General features: G+C 67.1%; 20 protein-coding genes and 1 pseudogene. 12 read left to right on the forward strand and 9 right to left on the reverse strand.

All coding sequences use genetic code 11. The annotated features are described in order from the left end of the window. The first annotated feature begins 94 nt into the window (after positions 1-94). From IPI67_32665 to IPI67_32675, 3 genes and pseudogenes are all read left to right on the forward strand, one after another. Positions 95-946, forward strand: a pseudogene (locus tag IPI67_32665) (serine/threonine protein kinase). Between the two features lie 601 nt (positions 947-1,547). Then, a complete protein-coding gene (locus IPI67_32670) occupies positions 1,548-2,456 on the forward strand; it encodes a PEGA domain-containing protein (GenBank protein ID MBK7584930.1) in 909 nt (302 codons plus the stop codon). A 145-nt stretch (positions 2,457-2,601) separates the two neighbouring features. After that, positions 2,602-4,323: a mechanosensitive ion channel gene (locus IPI67_32675; protein MBK7584931.1), complete on the forward strand. Its 1,722-nt coding sequence runs from the start codon at positions 2,602-2,604 to the stop codon at positions 4,321-4,323. 107 nt (positions 4,324-4,430) lie between these two features. Here the strand turns inward: IPI67_32675 and cysN are convergent, their stop codons facing one another. The 3 genes from cysN to IPI67_32690 all read right to left on the reverse strand — a co-directional run bounded on the left by cysN (position 4,431) and on the right by IPI67_32690 (position 7,994). After that, on the reverse strand, positions 4,431-6,287 hold the full coding sequence (gene cysN, locus IPI67_32680) for a sulfate adenylyltransferase subunit CysN (protein ID MBK7584932.1): 1,857 nt from the start codon (positions 6,285-6,287) through the stop codon (positions 4,431-4,433). Positions 6,288-6,317: 30 nt separating this feature from the next. Further along, positions 6,318-7,229: a sulfate adenylyltransferase subunit CysD gene (gene cysD, locus IPI67_32685; GenBank protein MBK7584933.1), complete on the reverse strand. Its 912-nt coding sequence runs from the start codon at positions 7,227-7,229 to the stop codon at positions 6,318-6,320. 72 nt (positions 7,230-7,301) lie between these two features. After that, positions 7,302-7,994 carry a leucyl/phenylalanyl-tRNA--protein transferase gene (locus IPI67_32690; protein ID MBK7584934.1) on the reverse strand — a complete coding sequence of 231 codons (693 nt, stop codon included), beginning with the start codon at positions 7,992-7,994 and terminating at the stop codon, positions 7,302-7,304. Positions 7,995-8,133: 139 nt separating this feature from the next. Here IPI67_32690 and IPI67_32695 point away from each other — a divergent pair, with 139 nt between their 5' ends. Both IPI67_32695 and IPI67_32700 read left to right on the forward strand, forming a co-directional pair. Beyond that, on the forward strand, positions 8,134-8,862 hold the full coding sequence (locus IPI67_32695; GenBank protein MBK7584935.1) for a hypothetical protein: 729 nt from the start codon (positions 8,134-8,136) through the stop codon (positions 8,860-8,862). A gap of 1 nt (position 8,863) precedes the next feature. Beyond that, on the forward strand, positions 8,864-10,177 hold the full coding sequence (locus IPI67_32700) for an AarF/ABC1/UbiB kinase family protein (protein ID MBK7584936.1): 1,314 nt from the start codon (positions 8,864-8,866) through the stop codon (positions 10,175-10,177). A 3-nt stretch (positions 10,178-10,180) separates the two neighbouring features. Here IPI67_32700 and IPI67_32705 read toward each other — a convergent pair whose 3' ends face one another. From IPI67_32705 to IPI67_32720, 4 genes are all read right to left on the reverse strand, one after another. Beyond that, entirely contained in the window at positions 10,181-10,510 is a 330-nt protein-coding gene (locus tag IPI67_32705; GenBank protein MBK7584937.1) for a hypothetical protein, read from the reverse strand. 206 nt (positions 10,511-10,716) lie between these two features. Next, positions 10,717-11,451, reverse strand: a complete 735-nt coding sequence (locus IPI67_32710) for a hypothetical protein (GenBank protein ID MBK7584938.1) — start codon at positions 11,449-11,451, stop codon at positions 10,717-10,719. 64 nt (positions 11,452-11,515) lie between these two features. Then, positions 11,516-12,322, reverse strand: coding sequence for a tRNA (N6-threonylcarbamoyladenosine(37)-N6)-methyltransferase TrmO (gene tsaA, locus IPI67_32715; GenBank protein MBK7584939.1), 807 nt, complete (start codon positions 12,320-12,322; stop codon positions 11,516-11,518). Between the two features lie 110 nt (positions 12,323-12,432). After that, positions 12,433-13,371, reverse strand: a complete 939-nt coding sequence (locus tag IPI67_32720) for a LamG domain-containing protein (protein ID MBK7584940.1) — start codon at positions 13,369-13,371, stop codon at positions 12,433-12,435. Positions 13,372-13,555: 184 nt separating this feature from the next. Here IPI67_32720 and IPI67_32725 point away from each other — a divergent pair, with 184 nt between their 5' ends. Beyond that, entirely contained in the window at positions 13,556-14,557 is a 1,002-nt protein-coding gene (locus IPI67_32725; GenBank protein MBK7584941.1) for a hypothetical protein, read from the forward strand. 8 nt (positions 14,558-14,565) lie between these two features. On the opposite strand, the gene IPI67_32730 is transcribed toward IPI67_32725, so the two are convergent. Beyond that, positions 14,566-15,552, reverse strand: coding sequence for a CPBP family intramembrane metalloprotease (locus IPI67_32730; protein MBK7584942.1), 987 nt, complete (start codon positions 15,550-15,552; stop codon positions 14,566-14,568). 131 nt (positions 15,553-15,683) lie between these two features. On the opposite strand from IPI67_32730, the gene IPI67_32735 reads away from it, so the two are divergent. Together IPI67_32735 and IPI67_32740 are read left to right on the forward strand one after the other, a co-directional pair. Further along, entirely contained in the window at positions 15,684-16,943 is a 1,260-nt protein-coding gene (locus IPI67_32735; GenBank protein MBK7584943.1) for a M48 family metalloprotease, read from the forward strand. Positions 16,944-17,027: 84 nt separating this feature from the next. After that, complete coding sequence (locus tag IPI67_32740; GenBank protein MBK7584944.1) at positions 17,028-17,807, forward strand: hypothetical protein; 780 nt, start codon at positions 17,028-17,030, stop codon at positions 17,805-17,807. Between the two features lie 10 nt (positions 17,808-17,817). Here IPI67_32740 and IPI67_32745 read toward each other — a convergent pair whose 3' ends face one another. Then, entirely contained in the window at positions 17,818-18,666 is an 849-nt protein-coding gene (locus IPI67_32745) for an alpha/beta hydrolase (GenBank protein ID MBK7584945.1), read from the reverse strand. 146 nt (positions 18,667-18,812) lie between these two features. Between IPI67_32745 and IPI67_32750 the strand changes: the two genes are divergently transcribed. The 4 genes from IPI67_32750 to IPI67_32765 are packed head-to-tail and all read left to right on the forward strand — an operon-like array spanning position 18,813 to position 23,462. Continuing rightward, the gene (locus IPI67_32750) at positions 18,813-21,692 is read left to right on the forward strand and encodes a PD40 domain-containing protein (GenBank protein ID MBK7584946.1); all 2,880 of its coding nucleotides are present in this window, start codon (positions 18,813-18,815) and stop codon (positions 21,690-21,692) included. After that, complete coding sequence (locus tag IPI67_32755) at positions 21,689-22,147, forward strand: hypothetical protein (protein MBK7584947.1); 459 nt, start codon at positions 21,689-21,691, stop codon at positions 22,145-22,147. The genes IPI67_32750 and IPI67_32755 overlap by 4 nt, the downstream gene beginning before the upstream one ends. After that, positions 22,144-22,362, forward strand: a complete 219-nt coding sequence (locus tag IPI67_32760; GenBank protein MBK7584948.1) for a DUF4266 domain-containing protein — start codon at positions 22,144-22,146, stop codon at positions 22,360-22,362. Before IPI67_32755 ends, IPI67_32760 begins: the two co-directional genes overlap by 4 nt. Further along, positions 22,347-23,462, forward strand: coding sequence for a DUF3570 domain-containing protein (locus IPI67_32765; GenBank protein MBK7584949.1), 1,116 nt, complete (start codon positions 22,347-22,349; stop codon positions 23,460-23,462). The genes IPI67_32760 and IPI67_32765 overlap by 16 nt, the downstream gene beginning before the upstream one ends.

Genomic DNA, 23,462 nt, shown 5'->3' on the forward strand with positions numbered 1-23,462 from the left:
AAGGGTCACACGGAACACTGCGGAACCACACGGCGTAAGACCGGCCGTAAGCACGTTCGAACCAAGCGCGTTGTTCGGACGTCTGATGGAGAGCATGCCAGTCGCTGAGCACGTCACTGACCGAGCCGAGGCCCGCCTGGGCACGGTGGTTCGAGGCAAATGGCGGCTCGAACGCATCGTTGGTGTGGGCGGCATGGCAACGGTGTACGCAGCGACCCACCGCAACAAGTCCCGCGTCGCGATCAAGGTTCTGCACCCGGAGCTGGCGATTGACGCCGAGGTCACGGCCCGGTTTCTGCGCGAAGGTTACGTCGCGAACGCCGTCGACCACCCCGGCACCGTGAAGGTCCTCGACGACGACCTGACCGAAGACGGCGCGCCTTTCCTGGTGATGGAGCTGCTCGACGGCGAGACCCTCGATGCGCGCTCGACCCGCAAAGGCCAGCTGGACCCCCAAGAGGTGCTGGCGATCGCGAATCAGGTGTTGTCAGTGCTCGGAGCCGCCCACGAACGCGGTGTCGTCCACCGAGATCTGAAACCCGAGAACCTGTTCCTCACCCGGGCGGGCGAGCTGAAGATCTTGGATTTCGGGATCGCGCGCCTGCGAGAGCTGACTCCAGATGGCAGCTCGACCCGCGCGGGGTCGCTGCTCGGAACGCCCGCATTCATGGCACCCGAGCAGGCGCGCGGCCGCTGGGAAGAGGTCGATGCTTGCACCGACATCTGGGCGGTCGGCGCCACCATTTTCACGCTGCTGACCGGCCGCTACGTGCACGAAGCGGAGACGGTGCAAGAGCAGCTGATCAAGAGCGCAACGTGCAAGGCGCCCGCGCTCGTCGACGTGATGCCGCAAATGCCCGTCGCCACTGCCGCGCTGGTCGACCGTGCGCTGGCGTTCGACAAGGCCGAGCGGTTTCCCGATGCGAAGTCCATGCAGCTCGCGTTGCTCTCGGCGTTAGGCCTGAGCGACCACGACTCCCCGCTGTCACTGCCGACACCGTCGTCGCCCGGGTTGAACGACGCGCAGACCCTCGTGGCGCCGCCCGGGCTCGAGAGCATCATCACCGGCCGCCAGGAAGTACCGAGCTACAACACCGCTCGACCCGTCACGGCCGGCGTCTCGGCCTCCTCGGCAGAGCAACCAGGCGCACGACGCTGGCCTCTGCTCGCGGCCGTCGTCGCACTGCTCGCGTTCGGCCTGGGCGGCCTGTTCTGGCTCAGACAGCCGGCGCCGGTGACCGGCGAGGGTCCGGAGGTGAAGCTGGCGGCGCCCCCCAAGACCCAGGTCTTCCCCACGCCACCACCGTCGGCGGCAACAACAAGAGTCGTTGAACCCGAGGTCGTGGCGGCACCACCCGCGCCACCATTGCCGGCCCCTCAGACTGCGCACGCCAAGGCGCCGCCGCGCAAACCCGCGTTGCCCAGGCCCCCAGCGCCGGCCACGAGCGCAGCCAAACCGGCGACGCCCGAGAACAAGGCAACGCTCGTCCCACCCAAAACGCCGCAGACCAACCCGTTCGAACGTCGTCTATAGTGTGCGGACGCTAATGAGGGGCCTCGCCGTCTTCATCGCGCTAGCGCTCGCAGCTCCAGGGCTGGGCGCCCAGACGCGCGACCCAACTGCAGCCGAGGCGCTGTTCAAAGCAGGGCGTGAGGCGACCACAGCCGGAGACTACGCGAGCGCGTGTCCAAAATTTCGCGAGAGCAATCGACTCGATCCCGCGCCCGGCACGGTCCTGAACCTGGCCGACTGCGAGGAACACCTCGGGCACGTCGCAACGGCGTGGACGTTGTTCCGCGAGGTGACCCAGCGAGTCCCAACGACTGACGAGCGGTACGCCATTGCAAAACAACGCGCAGCCGCCCTCGAGCCGCGCCTGCCAAAGCTCAACGTCGTGTTGGCCGGAGGCGCGCCCAAGGGCGCGCGCGTCTTACGTGACGGCATCGAGCTCGGCCCCGCCGCCCAGGGCACCGCGTTACCCGTGGACCCGGGCCCTCACACCGTGGTGGTCGAAGCGCCGGGATATTCGCGTTCAGAAACGCGTGTCGAAGCCAAAGAGCGCCAGACGGCCCGCGTCGTCGTGAACGCCGGTGCAAGGGCTCCCAGCGCGACCGGGGATGCGTCGGACAAACCGAGCAGCAAACGAACCTGGGGCTGGGCACTCGGCGGCGTGGGCGCCGCCGGGCTCGCGGTCGGCACCATCACGGGCATGATGGTGCTCGGCGAGAAACGACGCGTCGATGACAACTGCGACGCCAGCAAACGCTGCAACCAGACGGGCATCGACGCCGTCGACCGGGGCCGCACCTTCGGCACGGTCTCCGGCGCGAGCTTCATCGTCGGCGGGTTGTGCCTGGCAGGTGGAGCCTACCTTCTGCTCAGTGGTGACGAGCGCTCCCCAGCAACCGCGCTCACCATTTCGCCGGGCTACATCGGCGCCGTGCGAAAGTTCTGAGCTTTCCCCCCAGCACGCCCGCTCGAGGCCAAGAGAGCCTTGTGGTCGTGCTCGGCATCGGAGAGGCTGCCGCGATTCGACGGGGGCTTTCCGCTTTTTGCGTGCTCGGGCGCGCGCCCCGTCCTCACGACAGGAGAAAGCGAAAATGCCTCAAGTCATCTCGACCCCGTGGCTGCAAGATCTGATGCAGAGCACACTCCCCCAAATTCCCAGGTTGGCCATCGCGCTGTCGATGCTGATCGGTGGTTGGCTCGTCGCGTACATGATCCACAAGGCGATCTATGCGGGGCTCAAGCGCACCACGGTCGACGACAAGGTCGCGACGCTGATCGGCTTCGAGACCGGCGGAGAACGCGGTGCGCGCGTCGAGCGAGCCGTCGCGGCCGTCATCTATTATTTGCTGCTGGCCTTCGTCCTGGTGGCGTTCTTCAGCTACCTCGGCATCACGGCCGTCACGGCACCACTGCTCACGGTCCTGAATGACGTCGCCGGCGCGATACCCAACCTGATGAAGGCAGTCGTGATCGGCCTGGTCGGCTTCATGGTCGCGACCGGGGCGCGCAAGCTCATCGTGGGGCTACTCGAGCGCGTTGGTTTCGAGGCGCGCATGCAGAAGCTCTCGGGCGACGAGACCGAGGCGGCGCCGGTCCAAGAGGCCGCGGAAGACGACGAGCCGACCGAAGGCAAGAAGAAGAAGAAGAAGCGGCAGAAGGTCCACACGATCAACCCGCTCACTCACACCATTGGCGGCGCAGCCTACTGGTTCGTGCTGGTAGTGACCGCCATCCCCGTGCTCGAGGCCCTGAAGGTTGGCGCGCTGGCCGCACCGCTATCGGCAGCCTTCGCAACGGTCGCGACCTACCTGCCCAAGGTGGCGGCGGCCGCCGTGCTGCTCGCGGTCGGCTACGTGCTCTCGCGCATGGTGCGGGCGCTCGTGACCGGAGTGCTCGGACGCATCGGCGTCGACAAGGGCATGGAGCGCCTCGGCTTCGGTCGGGTGATGCGAGATCAGAGCCTCAGCGGGATCTTGGGCGCAATCGCCATGGCCTTCGTGCTCCTGCATTTTGCCATCAGCGCGGTCGGGCGTCTGGACATCAAGGAGATCAGCGTGCCGCTCGGCTCGATGCTGGACCGGGTCTACGTCTACATGCCGAAACTGCTGGTTGGCGCGGTGCTCATGAGCATTGGGGTGGTGGTCGCTCGTGTGACCGGGAACGTCGCTGCCCGACTGCTGGCCGCCATGGGTTTCAACTCGTTGATGGTGCACATCGGCCTGTTCAAACACCTGTCGGACGCGGCGAAACACCAGGAAGAGGAGTCGAAGCAGCTGGTCGAACAGCGCATGAAGGGCGACGAACGAGCGGACGACGAGGGCGCCGACGATCTGCTCGGCGCACACGGCGGCGAAGGGATCCACACCCCGGCCGACATCGCCGGAGTCGTGGTCGGTGCGATCGTCGTGCTGCTCTTCACTCGACAGGTGCTCGGCACCATGGAGCTCTCGGGGCTCGCCGGGCTTCTGGATCGACTGATCGCGTTCCTGCCGAATGTGCTGGTCGCCGCCGTCCTCTTGGGCGCGGGGCTCTGGGCCGGCGGCTGGTCACGCGTGCGCATCGGGGAGTTGACCAAGAGCTCCTCGGATCGCCTCGTGCGCTCCCTCGGCCCCGTCGCCCACATCTCGATCGTGGCGTTCAGCGCCATGATGGCGCTGCAGCAGGTCGGCGTCGGCCGTCAGCTGATCGCCATCGCGTTCGCGCTCTTGCTCGGCTCGGTCTGTCTGGCACTCGCTTTGGCCTTTGGCCTGGGTGGCCGCGATGTCGCCGGGAAGATCTTGCAGAAGGAGTACGACCGCCGCGACCCGCGCTGACGGTGAAGTCGCAAGGAGGGCGCTGCCGCGAGGGGTCCGGTCCTGTCCCGGGCCCCCAGCGTCGGCGCGCCGCCCCGCCTGAGTTCGACGGCCTCGGCTAGCGTGGGTCAGATCAAGCCGCGAGCCTGCAGCGCCGCGACGATTGCCCTCGCGATGCTGTCAGCGTCGTCGTGCTCCGCCGAGACGACGACGTCTGCCTGCCCGGGCGGCTCGAACAGCGGCGTGCCGTGGGCGCGATCGTAGACGCCGTGGGTGTCCCGCGTGCGACACACGTCGAGGGGCGTGGCCACGTAAACCTCGAAGAAGCGGCCCTCACCCACCACCGCGCGGGTGTGCGCCCGGTCCGACGCGAGCGGAGAATCGAACGCAAAGATCGCAATTAGACCGGCATCGGTCAGGCGGCGGGCCACCAGCGGCGCATGCGGCGGGCTGGCGCCCCGCGGGCCGAGCTCACCCGTGACGTCGTCGTTGGGATCGATCACGCTACCGAGCTTGCCGTGATCGAACAGCAGACGCTCCAGCGCGTAAGCGATGCTGCTCTTGCCCGAGGCCGGGAGCCCGGTCAGCCAGACCGTACAGCCGGATTGGCCCAATTTTTCCCGGCGTTCAGCCTGGCTGACACTGGAGCGCAGTCGCCCGAGCGCTGGAGCCGGCACAGACCCCGTGTCTGGCAGCTCCCCGCGCGAGATCATGCCGGCGGCGACGGTGTTGTTGGTGATGGAGTCGATCAGCACGAACGCACCCGACGCTCGGCTGTCGGTGTAGGCGTCCACGAAGAGAGGGCGGTGGCAGACGAGCGTCGCCTTGCCGATATCGTTCAGCTCCAGGTGTGTCGCCGGGACCGGCTCCAAGGTCTCGAGATCGATCGTGTGGGCGACCCTCTCGATTTCCGCTCTGACGTACTGCGTCGTGTGCTTGAGCAGGTAACTGCGCTGCGGGTCGAGCGCCCGTTCACTCATCCACACGAGGGTCGCATGAAACCGACGTGCTACACGCGGCACAGCCGCTGGATGCACCAGCATGTCGCCACGGCTGACATCGACCTCGTCGCTCAAGCGCAGCGCCACACTCATCGGCGCTGCGGCTTGCTGAAGCTCGCCGTCGAACGTATCGATGGCACGGATGCGCGAGGTCTTCCGCGACGGCAGCACCATGATCTCGTCGCCCACCCGGACCGAGCCGGCGCTGATCTGACCGGCAAATCCCCGGTAATCGAGGTTGGGACGCAGCACACTCTGGACCGGAAAGCGGAACGCCTGACTGCGCTCTCGCCCGGAGATCTCCACGGTCTCGAGGTGCTGGAGCAGCGTCGGGCCCGAGTACCACGGTGCACGCTCGCTCGGAGCAACGACGTTGTCGCCAGCGAGCGCGCTCACCGGGATGAAATCCACCCCGTCAAAACCGAGACGGCTCGTGAACTCGGTGAGCTCCCGCCGGATCCTCTCGTAGGTGGCCTCGTCGAAAGCAACGAGGTCCATCTTGTTGACACACACGGTGAGCCGCGGGATGCCGAGCAGCGACGCGATGAAGGCGTGACGGCGAGACTGCTGAAGCACGCCAAGTCGCGCGTCGATCAAGATGATGGCCAGGTCGGCCGTGGACGCACCGGTCGCCATGTTGCGGGTGTACTGAACGTGACCCGGCGTGTCGGCGATGATGAACTTGCGGGTGTGCGTCGAGAAGTATCGGTAGGCAACGTCGATGGTGATGCCCTGTTCGCGCTCGGCCTTCAGCCCGTCCGTGAACAGTGAATAGTCAATCTCTCCGCTGCCCTGCTTCGAAGCGCGTTTGACCGCGCTCAGCTGGTCCTCGTAGACACCGTGTGTGTCGTGGAGCAGGCGGCCGATCAGCGTGGACTTGCCATCATCCACCGAGCCGACCGCGACGAAGCGCAGCAGTTCCTTCTGCTGATGTCGGCGCAGGTACTCGTCGATGTTCTGTTCGATCAGGTCGTGGTCATCCATGGCCGCTCGGCACCCGGGCTCTCGAGACGCTCAGAAGTACCCTTCGCGCTTCTTGGTCTCCATCGACCCTTCTTCGTCGAAATCGATCAAGCGACCCTGCCGCTCGGAGTGTTTGGTCAGCAGCATTTCGCGGATGATCTCGGGCAAGGTCGTCGCGCTGGAGCGAATTGCCCCGGACAGCGGGTAACAGCCCAGCGTGCGGAAGCGCACCCGCTCCGTACGGGGCACCTCACCGGGACGCAGTCGCATGCGCTCGTCGTCGACCATGATCAACGCGCCGTCGCGCTCCACGACAGGACGCTCCGCGGCGAAGTAGAGCGGCACGATTGGGATGTCTTCGAGGTGGATGTAGAGCCAGACGTCGAGCTCCGTCCAGTTCGAGAGCGGGAAGGCACGGATGCTCTCCCCTTTGGTGAGCTTGGCGTTGTAGAGGTTCCAGAGCTCCGGTCGCTGATTCTTCGGATCCCACTGCCCGTAACGATCGCGGAAGGAATAGATGCGCTCTTTTGCGCGGGAGCGCTCCTCGTCTCGGCGAGCCCCTCCGAACGCCGCGTCATACCCGCCCGCCGTCAGCGCCTGCAGGAGCGCCTGGGTCTTCATCACGGTCGTGTACTTCTGACTGCCGTGATCGAACGGGTTGATGCCCTCGGCTAGGCCCTGTGCGTTGGTGTGCACACGCAGATCGAGCCCGAGGCTCGAGCAGAACTGGTCCCGGAACGTGATCATGTCCCGGAACTTCCAGGTCGTGTCGATGTGCAGCAGCGGGAAGGGCAACGGCCCCGGATGAAACGCCTTGCGTGCCAGATGCAGCATGACGGCCGAGTCCTTGCCGATGCTGTAGAGCATCACCGGGCTGTCGAACTCGGCAGCGACCTCCCGGATGATGTGGATGCTCTCCGCCTCGAGCCGTTCGAGGTGAGTCAGGCGCTCGCTCGGGAGCACGCCGGAGGGGCGCCTGACGCCCGGGCTTTCGGCCAGCACGCGGCTAATCTAGCACCATTTTACTCGGAATTATCAAGATTGGGTTTTCAGCAGAAATACCGCTGGATCGAGGCCGACGAGGTCCACCGGAAGGTGCCGGGCCCGGGCGATCCGCTCCAGGTACTCGGGCCGTGGGATGGCCGTCGCTCCCAAGGACTCGAGGTGGGGGGTGAGTAGCTGCGTGTCGAACACCCGGACCCCGCGGGAGCACACCCCCCGGACGCAGGCAATCAGCGCGACCTTCGATGCATTCGTGGCGCGGTGAAACATACTCTCGGCGGCGAACAGCGCTCCGCGTTGCACACCGTACAGGCCACCGACCAGCTCCGGGCCCTGCCAGACCTCGATGCTGTGTGCGTGCCCGAGCCGGTGAAGCTCGCTGTACGCGGCGATCATCTCGGGCAAGATCCACGTGCCTTCTTCCCGCTCGGCGCACCCGCGCATCACCTCTTCGAAGGCGCGATTCCAGGTCAGCTGGTAGGGAAGAGTCCGAAGAGCTCGGCGCATGCTGCGCGAGACGTGCAGCCGCTCCACGTCGAACACCGCACGCGGGTTGGGCGCCCACCAGAGCGGCGGCAGCCCCTCGTCGTACCAGGGAAAGATGCCGCTGTCGTACGCGAGCAGCAGCCGCTCGACCGAGAGGTCACCTCCCACCGCCACCAGACCGTCATCGTCGGCCAGTGCGGGATTGGGAAAATAGAGCGGACCGTCTGGGGCAATGAACAGCGGGGGACGACGACGGCGCACGGCAGGGTAATCTTACGGCACTCGGGCCCCGGCGCTCAGCCGCAGATTTCCCCGTTCCGGCCGATTCGAACAGAAAGCCCGCCGTCCGGCTCGCGGGGGGGTCTATAGTCCCCGGCCGATGTCGAACGCTCCCCGCGCCGCCATCGAGCGCCCCGTGCGCCTGGAGATCGAAGCTCTGTGCGCGGCCTGTCAACGGCCGGTTGGTCTGGGTGCGCCCGTGCTCCGCTCGGCCTGCAGCGCCTGCGGTGAGCCGGTCGAGCTCACCAGCGCGAGCTGGGCGCATCTGTTCGCGGAGATCGACGAGAAGAGCTTCGATCTGCCGCCGACGGACCACGACACCCGCGTCGCGGAGCAGGCCACCCCCGAGGGCAAGCTGGTTGCACGCTACACGATGGCTGCGCCCAGCTGCGCCAAGTGCCGCGCTGAAATCATGCTGGTGGAGCCCGGCACCGACGACGTGCTCGAGTGCGCGGCCTGCGCCACGAAGATGACGACGTTTCAGGTGCCAGGATGGCTGCGCACCGATCTACCGACCGCGATGCAGCTCTACGGCGCGTCGCGCGACTCCCAGGCGAGCGCTACCCCGTTCTGGCTGACGTTTCAGGGCACTCCGCCGGTGCGCGGGGAGCAACGCCGGAACGTGATTCAGGCGGCGATCGGCCCGGGCCCCGAGTTATCCGGCATCCCGTCCCGACCGCTGGTGAAGCCCGTCGAGCGACGCCGCTGGGAGTGGTACGTGATCATCGTGATCGTCGGCATCATCGTCGCCGGCGTGCGCGAGTGTGGACGGCGGGCCGCGCGGTCGACGGATCGGGATCGCGACAACGCCGTCGAGTCCACCCCGTAAAGTGGCTCGACTCTTCTCACTGTGGCTGCGCTTTCTCCACATTCTCTGGGTCTGCGCGCTCGCGCTCGTCGGTTACGCCGGACGCCGCGTCATCAGCGGGCGCCTCGACGCTGTGCGCGTGGAGCGACTACGGGGGGAAGCCGTCGCGCACCTCCTGCAACGTCTCGGCGCCACGTTCATCAAATTCGGACAAATCCTGAGCACCCGCCCGGATCTGCTCGGACCTGGCATCATCGAGCCCCTGGCGAAGCTGCAAGACAGCGTGGCTCCGGCCCCGTTCTCGGCCGTCCAGCGCGTGCTCGAGCAGGAGCTCGACGAAGCCCAGGCGAAGCTGATCGAGACCATCGACCGCGAGCCGGTTGCGGCCGCCAGCGTTGCGCAGGTTCACCGGGCTCGCCTGCGGAGTGGCCAGTCCGTCGCGCTCAAGGTCCAACGGCCCGACGCTCAGGCCCAGATCGAACGCGACCTGAGCATCCTCGGGTTCTGGGCCAGGCTGTTCAATCGCATCGAGTCCCTGCGCATGCTGTCGCTACCCGGCTCGGTGGAGCGGTTTGGTCAGGCACTGCACGCCCAGCTGGACTTCCGCCAGGAGGCCGCCAACAACCGCCGCTTCGCCAAGAACTTCGCGGACGTTCCCAACGTTGGTGTGCCGACTCTGTACGCCGAGCTGTGCACGCGGCGGGTGCTCTGCATGGAGTTCATCGAGGGAGTGAAGGCCACCGAGCCAGAGAAGGTGGGCGGAGATCGCACGAAGCTCGCGCGCCTCGGTGGCGAAGCGGTGCTCAAGATGATCTTCAACGACGGCTTCGTGCACGCGGACCTGCACCCGGGCAACATCATCTTGACCCCCGACGACGGTGTCGTTTTGATCGATCTGGGTCTGGTCAGCGAGATCCCGGCAGATCTGCTGCGGCCCTGGGTCGAGACCTTCCTGGCGCTGTCGCAGCAGAACGGCGCCGAGTGTGCGCGCCTGTTCTACGTCAACGCACCGACCGTCGGCAGCGGCGACTACGCCAGCTTCGAGCGGGACGTCGTCGCCAACATCGCGACCTTGAGCGAGAAGAAGCTCGGTGAAGTGGAGATCAGCCGCGCGGTGAGCGGCATGATGAACATCTTGCGGCGGCACCGGGTGCAGATCGATCCGTCGTTCACGGTGGTCAACATCGCACTCTTGGTGGCGGAGGGGCTGGGCAAACAGCTCGACCCTTCCATCGATCTGGTCCCGCTGGCGATCCCCTACCTGTCCCAGGCGATGCTCACGGCGCCGCCGGGGCGAGCGCCACTCCGCGAGCTCCCGGAGGATCGCGCGGCCTGAGCTTCAGGTCCTCGGCACCAGCACGTCGTCACCGGTTCCGGGCGTGCCGTCACGCCCCGGCGAGACGATGACCAGACCGTCGCGAGAGCAGTCGATGCGATAACGACCTCCCCAGGGATCGTCGGTGCGCGCTTCGGAGGCGAGCTGATGTTCATGTTTGAGCTGGGTCAGCGTGGGGCAACCCTTGGGATTTTGCTCCCGCCACTCGAGGGCGGCTTCGCGGATGTGTTGAGCGTCTCGAACTGCCAGATCCGACTCGTCCACGTGGGAGCGTGGGCCGAACAGGAACGCCGCCCCGGTCACCACGACCAGCGTGATGGCTCCGGCGAGCATCAGCTCGAGCCAGGTGAAAGGGCGACGGGTTGGGCGACCAAATCCAGGCATATTGGGCTTTGCTCTCAGCAAGCCCCATGCCGCGGAGGAATGCCGCGGAAAAGTGGGATGGGCGCTGGGGGCTCGCGTCAATGTGACGCGGGCCAGCCACGGCTCCTTGGGCGTCGAGACACTTTGTCAGTCGAGTCTGCGACCGGGCTCACGGCTCAGCAGGTGCCGCAGCCTTCCGAGGAGACCTCGCTGACACACAGGCTGTCCCAGTCGTACGTGCAGCAGTACGAGTCCGCCGCGCAGACGCAGCTCGCTACCGACGGAATGGAACAGCTCGGGGTGGAGTGAACGACGCAGCAGTCGCTTCCGCTCACGGCACCCGTGCCACCGGAACCACCGAAGCCGCTGGTCCCACCGGACCCGCCGAAGCCGCCGCTGCCGCCAGAACCCCCGGAGCCGCCGCTGCCACAGCTGCCGCAGTTGAGGGTCTTGACCTCGCTGACACAACCCTTGTCCCACTGGAAGGTGCAGCAGACCGAGTCCTTGGCGCACACGCAGTTTTGCACCGCGGTGTTGCTGCAGCCCTTGGTGGAGTGCTCGACGCAGCAATCGGTGGAAGCGACGCCGCCGGTTCCGCCAGTCGTGGTTCCGCCAGCACCACCGCTGTTCGAGCCGCCGGTTCCGCCAGTGCTCGAGCCGCCGGCTCCACCACCCCCGGAGCTCGTGCCGCCGACTGACGCAGAGCCACCGGTTGCCGTCCCGCCCGTGGCCCCCAGGCCTCCGCTGCTCGTTCCGCCCGGAGAGCTGCCGCCGAACGACGAGCCACCCGCCGGCGTCGCGTCCGCCCCGGCGTCAGCGTTGAACAGACTGTCGTCGGAGACCGCGCAGCCGCTGAGCCATGCCAAGCTGATGACCGCGCTGGTGTGAAGAAAGAATGCCGCTCGGCTCATGCCTGGACTCCGGCGAAAAGAACTGGGTCGAAGGGGGGAGTGTAATTCATGCGGTAGCTCGCGGCTATGCGAGGTCGCCCGGATAGCCAAATACCTCAACGAAGCTCCGGTGGGGCTCGAGCGCGAGGTCGGTCGAGGCGCTCAGCTCGCGCGCGCGATAACCCGTCGCAAACCCGAGGACAGTGACGTTCGAGCCCTCCACCGTGAAGCGGGCACGCCAGTCCTTCACAGCCAACGAGAAAGCATCCCCGGCGCGTTTGATCCGCCGATAGGGGTGCGGCGCCGGGCCCAGCGCAAGCGCAGCAGTCACGGGCGCGGTCAGGTCCAGGTCGTACCGAGACGCGAGAAAGGTGGCTTGCTCGGCCGCCCGCGGCGCGAAGCTGACCTCCCAGCGCGGTCCGGGATCTTGCTGGGCCTCCGCCTTCAGCCAGCCGGCGCCCGCGTCCGCCACCGCATCCGTGTAGGCGACGTAGGGTTTCAGATCGAGCACGGGTGTGCCATCCAGCATGTCGACGTCACGCACGTGCAGCGTGAGTCCGTCGACCCGCACGAGCTCGACCACCGAGAGGCCAATGGGGTTCGGCCGGTGGGGTGAGCGTGTCGCGAACACTCCGCGACGCTGGCGGCTCCGCGGCGGACGAACCTTGGCTCGCCAACCCTCCGCCCGGTCGAACCAGAACAGGACCCAGAGATAACGCCAGGTCTCGATGTCCGAGAGCGCGAACTCGAAGCCGCGGCCGGGCGTGAGCTCGATGCGGGCTTCGACCCCGCGAGCAGCAGCGGGCTGACGCGGCGCGCTCGACGGCTCGGTGAACGGTGAACGCACGATGCCAATCGGCTCGAGGGCGAGACGCGGGCTTTCGTCACTCACGCTGCAACCCTGCCACGGAAAATGGGCACTCGGCGCCGGCCTGCGCGAGCGCCCACGCCGACCCAGAAAGAGCTATTCGCTTCGCCAGGGACGCGGACGCGGGATGCCGATCACAGCGAACATTCGCCACCGACCCAGTTGCCACCCGCGTCGCTGCACACTTCTTCGACGGAGCGCGCAACCGACCACCAGTTGAGCTCGTCCACGTAGCCGTTCAACGCCACATCGCCCGAGCCGTTCTTGCCAACGACCAGGTCGCCCACCACGTATCCGAGCTGTCCGCCCGTCTCCGTGCGGTGCAGCTTGCCGTTGATGTACAGCCGCAGTGAAGCGCCGTCGTTGACCGCGGCAACGTGATTCCATCCCGAGTTCAGCACGCCTTGGTCACTGGTTACGATGGCCGAGCCCATGCTGGCTCGCACGAACGACACCTGAACGTTGCCCTGGCTGGTGCGGATGCGGACGCCGTCGCCACCCGCGGTGGTGCGCGACACGATGGTGCCCGCGGTCAGGCTGCTCAGCTTGACCCAGAACTCGATGGTCGCCGCCTTGACGAAGTCCAGCGAGCTCGAGCTCGGAATGGTGATGCGCCCGTCGCCTCCGGAGAAGCTCGCCGCTGAGCCAATCTTGCCGCCCTTGACCTGGCTGACGCCGCTGCCGAGCAGCGAACCGTGGTGGGAGTTACCCGACTCGTCCTTGACGGTCGTCGCGCCGATATCTTCGAAGCTCCACGAGCCCTCGAGACCGGCCGTCTTGGTCGGCTCGCCACCGCTTCCGCCAGCGCCGGCTTCACCTGCGGCGCCCGCAGCGCCAGCGGCCCCAGCTTGACCTCCACCGCCACCGCTACCCGTTGCGCCCGCGCTTCCGGGAGCGAGCCCGGTCGCCACGTTGCTCCCCGACACGTTGTCCTGCACGGGCGGCGCAGGCTCTGCGCCAATGCCGGCGGCATCGTCGTGGAACTCGGTCGGCGCAGCGCAGGCTGCGGTCGAGAGGAACGAAACTGCGGCGAGCTTGGCCGCGAGCCCAAGGAACGAGGTGCGGTTTGCCATGGCGGAGCAGGGTGTAGCTCCGATCGACGCGGCGCGCACGCACAAAAACATACATCGGCCCACAAATTCGCACACCGTCCCCATACAGTTGAATTTATTGAAGCTTTCACCGAGTCGCTCGTTCAGCGAGCGCAGGCGCGCCCCCCAGATGCCACCCGAACCCGAGCCGCGTACCCTGCGAGACATGACGACGATCAAGTCGGCGATGGCGGTTTCTCTGGCGCTCGGCCTGGTTGCGGGCTGCGGCAACGACGACGACAAGAAGAAGAGCTCGAATGACTCCGGGACACCGAGCGGATGGCAAGCCGCAGTCGGTGAAGACGGCACGTTCGCGCAGACCTTCGATGGTGTGAGCTGGAGCACGCGCGTGCTGAACGCGTACGATCTCTTCGGCGTCACCTGCGTCGGCAACCTCGACGGCTGGGCCGTCGGCGAGAGCGGATTCATCGGTCGTACGCGCGACGGCGGGCAAACCTGGCAGACACAAGCCAGCGGGACGACGCTCACGCTGCGCAGTGTTCACTTTGCTCATGACCATTTGCATTTTGCGACCAGCACATTGACCGGTGTCACTGCGGGCGACGCTGGGGTGCTCGCAGTCTCGATCAACGGAGGCGAAGACTGGAAGCTCGTGGACAGCGGAGTGACGAGCTCGCTGCGGGGTGCATCGAGCGCACTGAACGCCGATCTGTTCGTGATCGTTGGTGATGCCGGAACCGTGCTGCGGTCGACCGATCTGGGCGCGCACTTCAGCCGGCAGACTCTGGCCGGAGCCGGCGATCTGCGCGCGGTGGCCGTGGCACCGGGAGGCGAACTCATTCTCAGCGTCGACTCGAAGGGCCAGATCTGGGGCAGCACCGATCTCGGTCAGACCTTCCATGTCGAGGCCACGGCAGCAGCCCCACTGCACGCCGTGGCCGTCGCGCCCGATGGGTCGAAGGCCATCGCCGCCGGCGACGCGGGAACCGCGCTGCGACGCGATGCGAGCGGACACTGGAGTGTCGCGAACACCGGCAGCGCGCTCAGGCTGAACGCGGCGCTACTGACGCACGATGGTGTGCGGGAGTTCTTGGCGGGAGCGTCCGGGCTGCTCCTGCGCAGCGAAGATCAAGGGGCCAGCTGGCAGAGCGCACCCCTCGGTACGACCGCCAACCTGTACGGGCTCGAGGATCTCGACCCACACTGAAACCCCGCTCAGAACGGCACGGCAACGCTCGCCGCCAGTGGGGAGTGCTGCGGATCGAGCGCAAAGAACGTCGCGCTCAGCAGAAAATCGTACCAGAAGTGGATCGCAACCGGCGCGGCCAGACTGTAGTCGTGTGCCTGGTAGCTCACGCCGAGATAGCTGCCGAGTACGCCGATGAACGGCACACCGAACAGCAGGTACGGCAACTGTTGTTCGTGCGGGAGCGCCAGCGCGTTCGGCGCGTGCGCCGCGCCGAACACGACACTCGAGCCGACCAGCCCGGCTGTCGGTCCGCTCTCACGGGCCATCTGCGACAACAAGACCCCGCGGAAGAGTGACTCCTCACCGATCGCCACGTGACTGAACAGTCCTGCGCCGATGCCCCCGACGAGCGGGTAGCCGGTCTGGGGAGGGAACCTGCGTCCGAACAGGTTGGTGTCCTCCCCGAGGTGATCGGTCGTGAGCTGTTCGTCCACGATGGCAGAGAACGTGACGCCGAGGGCGAGCGTCACCAGCGTGCCCAGCCAGACGTCGATGTGCCCGACGACGTTCTTGTTGAACGGCGCCAGCAAGAGCTCGCCCGGCGTGTCCTCTGGCACGTACAACAAACGTCGAGCGAGCTGCTCCTGGAACAGCGCATCCGCGTAGGCGTAGGCATACACGTTCTGGAACGCCACCAGCGGAACCGCCGCCGCTGGGTGAGAGAACCCGTCGAACCCTCGCTTGCGACTGAGCCCCACAGCGACACCGGTGCCGAGCTCGGCCGCGCCGAGCGTGACCAGGGTTGCCCCCTCGGCGGTACGCCCTTGACAAAGCTGCGCCACCCCGGGGAACACGAGGCTCATCGCGGAGCCGCAGTCCGCGTCCTCCACGCTCTGGCTCGCGCTCTCTTCGCGCTCGCTCGGCGCCTGGTCGTGGTGGGTGCGAGCCGGGCGCATCGGCGGACCACAGGCGGTCAGGGCAAGGCAGAACCCAACCAGCCGACCGCGCGCCATGCTCGGCTCACAGTAGTCGCTTTGGCCGCGGGCCAAGCGCGAAAACCGGACCACGACCCGTTCCCAAGCGCAGCGCTCGAGCGACTCCGAGAAGCGAATCGGCGGGGCGCCAGGCGTGATACGCATGTCGGGTGAGCGCCGTGCTCGACCCCATTCGTTTTGGCCCGGAGCGAGAGCTCATCGAGTCGCTCTTCGAGCGCTTCGGGCTCGACGTGCTCATCGATCACTTCGTGGGCTCGGGGGGCATCCGGTCCATGTACGAAGCGGTGCTCGCCTCCGAGCTGCGGCTCACGCGCATGATCGCGCCACGCCTGGTCGATCTGCTGGAGGCCGCGCAGGCGCGGCTCGGGTTCGACGAGCCGCTCGAGTTCTTCGTGGGGCAGGACGCCGAGGTGAACGCGGCAGCCATGCATCGGGTGTCCGACGACGAGCCGCACGTGCTCACGCTGACCAGCGCGTTGGTGGAGCGCATGACGGACCAGGAGCTCTCGTTCGTGCTGGGTCACGAGCTCGGCCACCTCGCGTACCGTCACTATCGGGCGCGCCTGGCGCAGGCAGCGTTCGGACGCGGCAGCGACGGCGAGCTGAAGGCACCCCCGCTGCTCATGCGGCGGCTCGAGAGCTGGGACCGCCTGGCAGAGATCAGCGCCGACCGGGCCGGGTTCACGGTGGTCGACGGCAACCTCGAGGTAGCGGTCAGCGCGTTCTTCAAGTTGCAGAGCGGCCTCGGGCCGGAGCACCTGCGCTTCGACATCGCCGCGATCTTGGAGCAGCTCGAGTCGTTGCAGAAATCCAATCGGCGCGAGCTGTTTGCTCAGTTCAGTCATCCGGCCACGCCGATCCGCGTGCGTGCTTTGCAGCTCTTTGGGGAAACCCGCGACGGCAAACGCAGCCTGGCCGAGGTCGACGAGGAGGTCGCGAGCATCGCGCGGCTGATGGACTACGCACCGAGCGAACCGCTCGACATCAACGCCCGGGAGTTCATCTTGGCGGCCGGGCTCTTGGCGGCGTACGCCGACGGCGACCTGGAGATCGACGACGCCGGCTGGAACACGCTCGTACAGCTGCTGCTGCCGGTGTCGGCGGATCCAGAGGCCGAGGTCGCGCGCATCAAGAGCCGGACCGAGGCCGAAGAAATGCTGGCCAAGAGCGCCGCCTGGCTGCGCGAGAACGCAGGGACCGAGCGCTACGATCTGTTGCGCGGCATCGCCCATGTGACCGCCGCAGATGGCCGCCTGTCGCCGGCGGAGCGTGCGTTCCTGAAGCGCTGCGCCGAGCTCTTGGACATCCCGGCGCGCACTGCGGACGAAATTGCGTTCGAGACCCTGGCCGATCATCTGCAGACGCAAGCAGGCCGAGGCATGCGCCCACCCCGCTTCGGCCTGGAGTAGGTCGAGCGGTTTTGGTCGGGTTTCACCCCCGAGTTGCGCGCGGCTCGACCCTGAGTGATAGGGTCCCGCGCAAAGGGGACAAAAATGTTGCTTCGATCACTCGACTGCGCGCTGGTCCGTGTTGCTCTGCTCTCTGTCTTGGCCGCGACGACGAGCGGCTGTGGTTCCGACGACGAAGGCGGCGGCGGCGGCACGGGCGGGGGTGGTGGCGGGGCCACCGTCGAGTACTCGGGAGTGATGTTCGAGCTCGCGATCAGCGGCTCGACACCGCTCGAGGGGGTCATGTTGTGTGTGGACGGGCACAAGGAGATCACCTGCGCTACCAGCGCCAGCGACGGCAAGTACACGCTCGCCGGGCTGCCGGTGGGCGCAGAGCTCGAGCTACGCGCGACAAAAGATGGCTTCGTCGACTCGGCGACCTTCATGACCATCGGGGCCGATCCGGTCGCTGACTACAACGGGTCCATGGTCACCGATGCAACCGCGGGACTTCTCTACGCAGCGGCCGGCGCGGGCACCTACGACGTGACCAAGGCCAGCCTCGCAGTCTCGGTGCTGATGCCCGACCCTGCGGCGGCCGGCAAGACCCTGGGCCTCGAGGGAGCCACAGTGACGATCACTCCCGCTTCCGGCGTCGGGCCCGTGTACACGACCGAGAAGAACGTGCCGGATCAGACCCTCACGGCGACCACGAAGGGCGGCGGAGCGGTGTGGGGCGGCGTGACTCCGGGCGCCGTCAGCATGGAGGTCACCGCCCCGGGCAAGACCTGCAGCGCCTACAAATACGGCTGGGCATCAGCGAGCGGAGCCAAGGGCAAGGCGTACGCGGACACCAGCTCGTTCTTGTTCGCGCTCTGCGAGTGAGGCGCCAGCCTCACAACACCTCGTTCAGGAAGCCGACCACGGCATCGATGCTCTCGGGGCGTGCCTCGAACATCAGGGTGCCGTGATCGCCGGGGTCCCACTCCGAGAAGCGCCACGCGCTCGGAGCCCCTGTTTTGTAACCCAGGCTCCAGGCACTCTCGGTCGTGGAGAACACGAAATCGATGGGCAGCGGATCGAGCAACTCGTGTTGAGCGCTGATGGATGCCTGGTTCTCCGTGTACGTTCCGCCGGTCAAGAACACGAGTGCGCTCGGGAAGGGTTCGATGCCCGCTCCTGCGAACAGCGTGTAGTCGAGCACTGTCGTCGTGCCGTTTGATGCCCCGACCAAGCCGATGCGAAACGGATCGACGGGACACACCCCTCCGAGCAAGTGTTGCATGGCGGCCTTCGCGTCGAGTTTGCCCTTGTCGCCCTGGTACGCCTCGGTGGCGACTCCCTCGGAGGCGCCGGCACCCCGACGGTCCACGTTGAGCACGCGAATCTTTTTCGCGAGCAGCGCGTCGATGAAGGCCTTGGGGTAGTTCGACCGGTCGTTGGAGGGCGGGATCATGTGCAGGAGCACCACGCTCGGGCCACCGGACTCGGCCGTGGGGTAGTCGTCCGCCTCGAGCTTCACGCCGTCGTCGGTGATGAAGCTGACGACGGCGGGAGCGGTCGAGCAGCTCCCGCCACCGCTGCCGGAAGCGCCGCCGAAACCGCCACCCCCGAAACCACCGGCGCCCCCCGCACCACCCGCGCCACCGCTCGCAACCGCCGGATCACTCTGCCCGCAGGCGAGCGAGGCAAACGACAGGAGGAGAGCTGCGGCGCGTGACGCGCCTCGTTGAACCTGGGGCATGCGACCCAGGATGGCGCACGAAGTGCCGCGCGAGAAGCAGGGCGTTCGACTTGACGTCCATCAGCCCCTGTCCCGAAGCGGAGCGCTAGGGTTCCGGGAAGCAGGTTCGCGACGGTCCAAGCTGACCGGAAACCTCGCGATCACGCATGTCCAAGGCAACCGCGCTCACCTGGCTCTGGCCCGCCCTGGCGCTGTCCGCGACGGCGTGTGGGTCCCCGTCCGCCCGCGAGCGGTTCGACCACGACGTCGCGCCGATCTTGGAGAAGACCTGCCTCGGCTCGGTCTGTCACGGCGTCACCCACGACGCCGAGGCCCGAGGCGAGGTCATCGATTGGTCGTTCTTCCACGTGAGGCTGACCGAGCGCGGCACCATCGCCGATCCTTCACAGGCCTACGAGGCAGCCAAGCGGCGCATCAACACGCGTGAGGTCGCAGAGCTCTCGACGTTGTTGCGCAACCCCGTCGCGGTTGCCGCAGGCGGAGTGCCACACCTCGGTGGAGTTCAGTTCGCGAGCCGACGTCACGCGGACTACCGCACGATGCTCGAGTGGATCCGCGAGGAGTCCGACGGTGGCGAGGGTGCGGAGGCCGACGAGCTGAGCGACGAGGAACGCCTCTTCGGTGACACCGTGCTGCCGAGCCTGGAGAGCCGTCAGTGCATGAACGAGGGCTGCCACGGCGTCGTGGCACCCTTCACCAACTTCGAGCCGCCGGTGGTGCTCAGCAACGGCCCCGTGTTCAGCGCGGCCGCGGTGCGGAAGAACCATCACGCCGCTCGCATGCACCTGTTCCTGGGCGGCGATCCGCTGCTGTCGCGCCTGGTGAGAAAGGTCGTGCCCATCGAGAAGGGCGGCATCAGCCATCGTGGCGGGAACGACATCTTCTTTGGCGACGGCGCAGACGATCCGGCAGTGAAGGCCATCACGGCGTGGGCCGATGCGGAGCGGAGTCGGACGCTCGGCCCAGAGCTGCCGCAGGTTCAGGGCGTCGTCTTCGTGCGCGGGCCCGTGGCGCCGGACAAACCGTTCGCGTTCACGAGCCAGGTCCTGGGCTCCGATCTCTGGGTGCTCGAACCGCCGAGCCCGGGCGGAAAGCTGAGAAACCTGACCGCGAGCGCACACGCAGCGCCGGCCGACGTGCGCGATCCGAGCGTGCGGCACGACGGAAAACGTGTGGTGTTTGCCATGCGCCGGCAGTCGTCGGAGGCGCTCAACATCTGGGAGATCGAGCTCGACGGTCAGAACGCGAGACAGCTGACGCACGACGCGGCAGCGTTACCTGGCGGGGGAACTGCCGCCAACGCACAGCCGACCTACGGCCCCGACGGCCGCATCTATTTTGCGTCGACCCGCGCGGGGCAGCAGGCGGACGGGCAAGATCAGCTCGACACCGACATCTGGTCCGTCGATCCGGAGACCGGCGAGCTCCGTCAGATCACCCACGATCCGTTCCCCGAGTCGACCCCCAGCTTTTTCGGCGTCGGCAAGTCGTATGGAACCTTGGCCTTCAGCATGCGGCGCACCCTCTCCGGGCGCTTCGAGGCGCCCGTCTTGCGCATGCCGCTCGATCACAACCGCGCGTACCACGGTGATCCCGAGATCCACATCCATCACGGCATCACCCGGAGCCCGCTCGTCACGTATGCAGCGCGTGCGCTGCCTGATGGGCGCTTCTCGAGTGTGCTCACGGGAAAGGACAACGTCTGGCGCGCGGGTCAGCTGGTGGTGTTCGATCGGCAGTTTGGCCCGGACATGCCCGAAGCCGTGGCTGACCAGGCGTCCATCGGCGGATTCCGCCACGCCTTCAGCCAGCTCTCCGCCAACGACGTGAGTGCGAGCGGAAGCTCGAAGGGTGGTGCATACCGGCATGCAGTGCCCCTGCCGGACGGCAGGTTGCTCGTGTCCCGGGTGAAGGCGGCCATCGAGCTCGAGGATGCGAACACGACGCCCGACTTTGGCCTGGCGCTGGTGACGCTCGGCGAGAGCCGAGAGCTTGGGGGACCGACGATTGCGAGCGAGGGTGTGCTCATCGACGAGACTGGGGTGGCGGAATACGACGCCGAGCCGATCGTGGTGCGCCCGCTCGAGGACGACCCGAGCCACAAACCTGGCTGGGACACCTCCGGTGCAACGACCACCGGCACGGTCGCTTTCCGCTACGTGCAGACGCTGGAGGCGATCATGTCGAACATCGCGCAGCGCGGAGACAAGCCGCTGCGTGATGACCTGGTTGCGCTGCGTTTGATCGAGAGTGTGCCGGTCACTCCGCTGGAACAGCTGAAGTCGCCGACCGGAGCAGGTGTCCACGGGCGCGCTCGCATCTGGGGCGAGGTGCCCCTCGAGGGCGGCTCGGTGTACCTGTCGGTGCCCGCGGATCGCCCCTTCCGAGTTCAGTTCTTGAACGCCGACCACATGGCAGTCGGGGCACAGCACAACCGCTTCAACCACGTCGCACCCGGAGAGAAGTTTCCGGGAGGTGTGTCGCCGCTGCTCTACCCCGCCCTGTGCTCGGGCTGTCATGGCTCTCTCACGGGTAAGCCCGAGGACGCGGGAGGACCGGCACCAGACATCGTCACGGCGGCGTCGGTCACGCTCGCGACCCACGAGACCGGCGATCCTCGGCGCCCGAAGCCGCCCGTACCCGTCGGCGTCGAAACCGTCAGCATCGACTTCAGCAAGGACATTGCGCCGCTGCTCGTGCGCTCGTGTTTGAAGTGTCACGGCGAGGCAACACCAAAGGCTGGGCTCGATCTCACGGTCGCACCCGCGCCGCCGTTCGACACCGCGTACCTGGCGCTGCTCAGCGTCGGCCCCGGCTCGGCCAGTGGATACGCTTACGTCGATGCCAAGACTCCGAGCGCCCACCAGAGTTACCTGATCGAGCGCCTCTTCGGGCGTGAGCTGGGTGCTCCACGTTCCCTCGACGGGCAAGCGTGTCCGGGAGAACCACCCCTCGACGACGCGGAGCGCCTCAGCTTCGTGCGTTGGGTGGACCTCGGCGCCCCGTACCGAGGAGCTGCTCCATGAGCCGCGCGCTCCGCGGGTCGTTCGTGCTCTGCGCGTTCGTCGCACTGACGGCGTGCGGCGAGCCGATCGAGAACGGCTCCGAACGCGTGCGTTGGCTGGATCGTGGCGAATACACGGCGAAGATCCAGCCGCTGTTCGCCGAGACCTGCAGCAACCCAAGCTGCCATGCACGTCCGGATCGCCCATTTTCGCTCTACGCCCCGCTCGCTCGCCGCATCGATCCGAACCGCACCCACCTGCTCGAGCCGTTGACCGAGGCGGAGCTCGAGCACAACTACGTCGTGAGTTGTGTGTTCGCTTCCGAAGGCGGCGAGACTGCGCAGAGCCTGCTGCTACGAAAGCCACTGGCCGAACACGCCGCCGCGCACCACGGCGGAGGCGCGGTGTTCGACGGCCGCTCCGACGATCGGTATCAGAAGCTCGAAGACTGGGTCACACACGGCGGTGACCCGTGAGGCGCAGCCTGTTCGTGCTCCCGCTCGCGCTCTTCGCCGCGCTCGGCGCCGGATGTTCGCCGGTCCATGCCTGGCAACGCGGCACGTTGGCCCACCGCTGCATGGCGCCGGACTCCAGACCCGAAGAGGCCAAGGCGCGCACCCACATGCTCGGCGCGCGCGAGGGGTCCTCGGGTGCGAGCGGAGAGGTTGGTGGCGGATGCGGCTGCAAGTGAGCGCACGTCAGGCGCTCGGGGCGTGGCTGCTGCTCACGGCTGTGTGTACCCCCGCGCGCGCCGACAACCGCGCCGCTGTCTCACTCTCGAGCTACGCGGACGACAACGAGCTGACGGTGGTGTCGCCGCAAGCATCGCTTCGGCAAGAGCTCGACGACCGCGTCAGCGTCGAGGGCAGCTACGAGGCCGACATCATCAGCGCCGCGAGCGTCGACGTGCTCACGGCCGCGTCACCGCGGGGTTACCACGAAGTGCGACACGGCTTCAGCGCCGGCGTGCTGTGGAAACCGGAGCGAGAGATCAGCTTTCGAGCCAAGTACATCCCCAGCTTCGAGCCGGACTACAGCTCCCAGGGTCTGCTGCTTGGAACCGCCTACGAGTGGTTCGAGCGCAGGCTCGAGCAGCGCATCGACGTCCGCGCGAGCTTCGACCGAGTCGGGCGAGCGGGCGAGCCGCGCTCGACCTGGCGCGATCTGGAGCTCGTCTCCATCGGGCCGACGCTGTCCTGGGTGCTCGACCGTTTCAGCGTCGTGAGCCTGGCCTACGAGCTTCAGGCTCAGAGCGGCTTCCAGGCCTCCACCTACCGCTTCGTGCCCATCAGTTGGGCGAGCGGCACGGAGGTGAGCGTCCCGGAGCAACATCCGAAGTGGCGCGTGCGCCACGCGCTCGGTATGGGCGTACGCCGCGCGCTCAGCCGGCACTGGTTCGTCTCGGGGGGTTATCGCTTCTACCGCGACAGCTGGGGTGTGCAGAGTCATACCGGCGACCTCGGGGCGCAGCACGCCACGGACCAGAGCAAGGTGATCGTGGGGCTCGACCTTCGCGCTTACACCCAAGGCGAAGCGAGCTTCTACCGGGAGCACTACAGCTCGGCACCCGGCACCATCCCCACGCTTCGCAGCCGCGACAAAATGTTGTCGAAGAACTGGTCGCTGCTCGCGGGCTTGCGCGGGGAGCTGGGACTAGGTCCCGTCCTTTTCACTGACGAGCTGCGACTGGCGGCCCACGCCGACGTGTACGACCAGCACTTCGAGACCTTCGAGCCGTTGCACAGGCGGCGGGCCTTCATCTTCCAGATCGGCGCCACAGCGGAGTACTGA

Source organism: Myxococcales bacterium (assembly GCA_016706225.1).
Taxonomy (GTDB): domain Bacteria; phylum Myxococcota_A; class Polyangia; order Polyangiales; family Polyangiaceae; genus JADJKB01.

Excerpts from the sequence above, each read along its gene's own strand:
- IPI67_32740 (MBK7584944.1), top strand. The coding sequence starts at position 17,028 with ATGTTGCTTCGATCACTCGACTGCGCGCTGGTCCGTGTTGCTCTGCTC.
- IPI67_32730 (MBK7584942.1), bottom strand. The coding sequence starts at position 15,552 with ATGGCGCGCGGTCGGCTGGTTGGGTTCTGCCTTGCCCTGACCGCCTGT.
- IPI67_32725 (MBK7584941.1), top strand. The coding sequence starts at position 13,556 with ATGACGACGATCAAGTCGGCGATGGCGGTTTCTCTGGCGCTCGGCCTG.
- IPI67_32710 (MBK7584938.1), bottom strand. The coding sequence starts at position 11,451 with ATGAGCCGAGCGGCATTCTTTCTTCACACCAGCGCGGTCATCAGCTTG.
- IPI67_32675 (MBK7584931.1), top strand. The coding sequence starts at position 2,602 with ATGCCTCAAGTCATCTCGACCCCGTGGCTGCAAGATCTGATGCAGAGC.
- IPI67_32745 (MBK7584945.1), bottom strand. The coding sequence starts at position 18,666 with ATGCCCCAGGTTCAACGAGGCGCGTCACGCGCCGCAGCTCTCCTCCTG.
- IPI67_32765 (MBK7584949.1), top strand. The coding sequence starts at position 22,347 with ATGCGGCTGCAAGTGAGCGCACGTCAGGCGCTCGGGGCGTGGCTGCTG.
- IPI67_32695 (MBK7584935.1), top strand. The coding sequence starts at position 8,134 with ATGTCGAACGCTCCCCGCGCCGCCATCGAGCGCCCCGTGCGCCTGGAG.
- IPI67_32705 (MBK7584937.1), bottom strand. The coding sequence starts at position 10,510 with ATGCTCGCCGGAGCCATCACGCTGGTCGTGGTGACCGGGGCGGCGTTC.
- IPI67_32720 (MBK7584940.1), bottom strand. The coding sequence starts at position 13,371 with ATGGCAAACCGCACCTCGTTCCTTGGGCTCGCGGCCAAGCTCGCCGCA.
- IPI67_32750 (MBK7584946.1), top strand. The coding sequence starts at position 18,813 with ATGTCCAAGGCAACCGCGCTCACCTGGCTCTGGCCCGCCCTGGCGCTG.
- IPI67_32670 (MBK7584930.1), top strand. The coding sequence starts at position 1,548 with ATGAGGGGCCTCGCCGTCTTCATCGCGCTAGCGCTCGCAGCTCCAGGG.
- cysN (MBK7584932.1), bottom strand. The coding sequence starts at position 6,287 with ATGGATGACCACGACCTGATCGAACAGAACATCGACGAGTACCTGCGC.
- IPI67_32755 (MBK7584947.1), top strand. The coding sequence starts at position 21,689 with ATGAGCCGCGCGCTCCGCGGGTCGTTCGTGCTCTGCGCGTTCGTCGCA.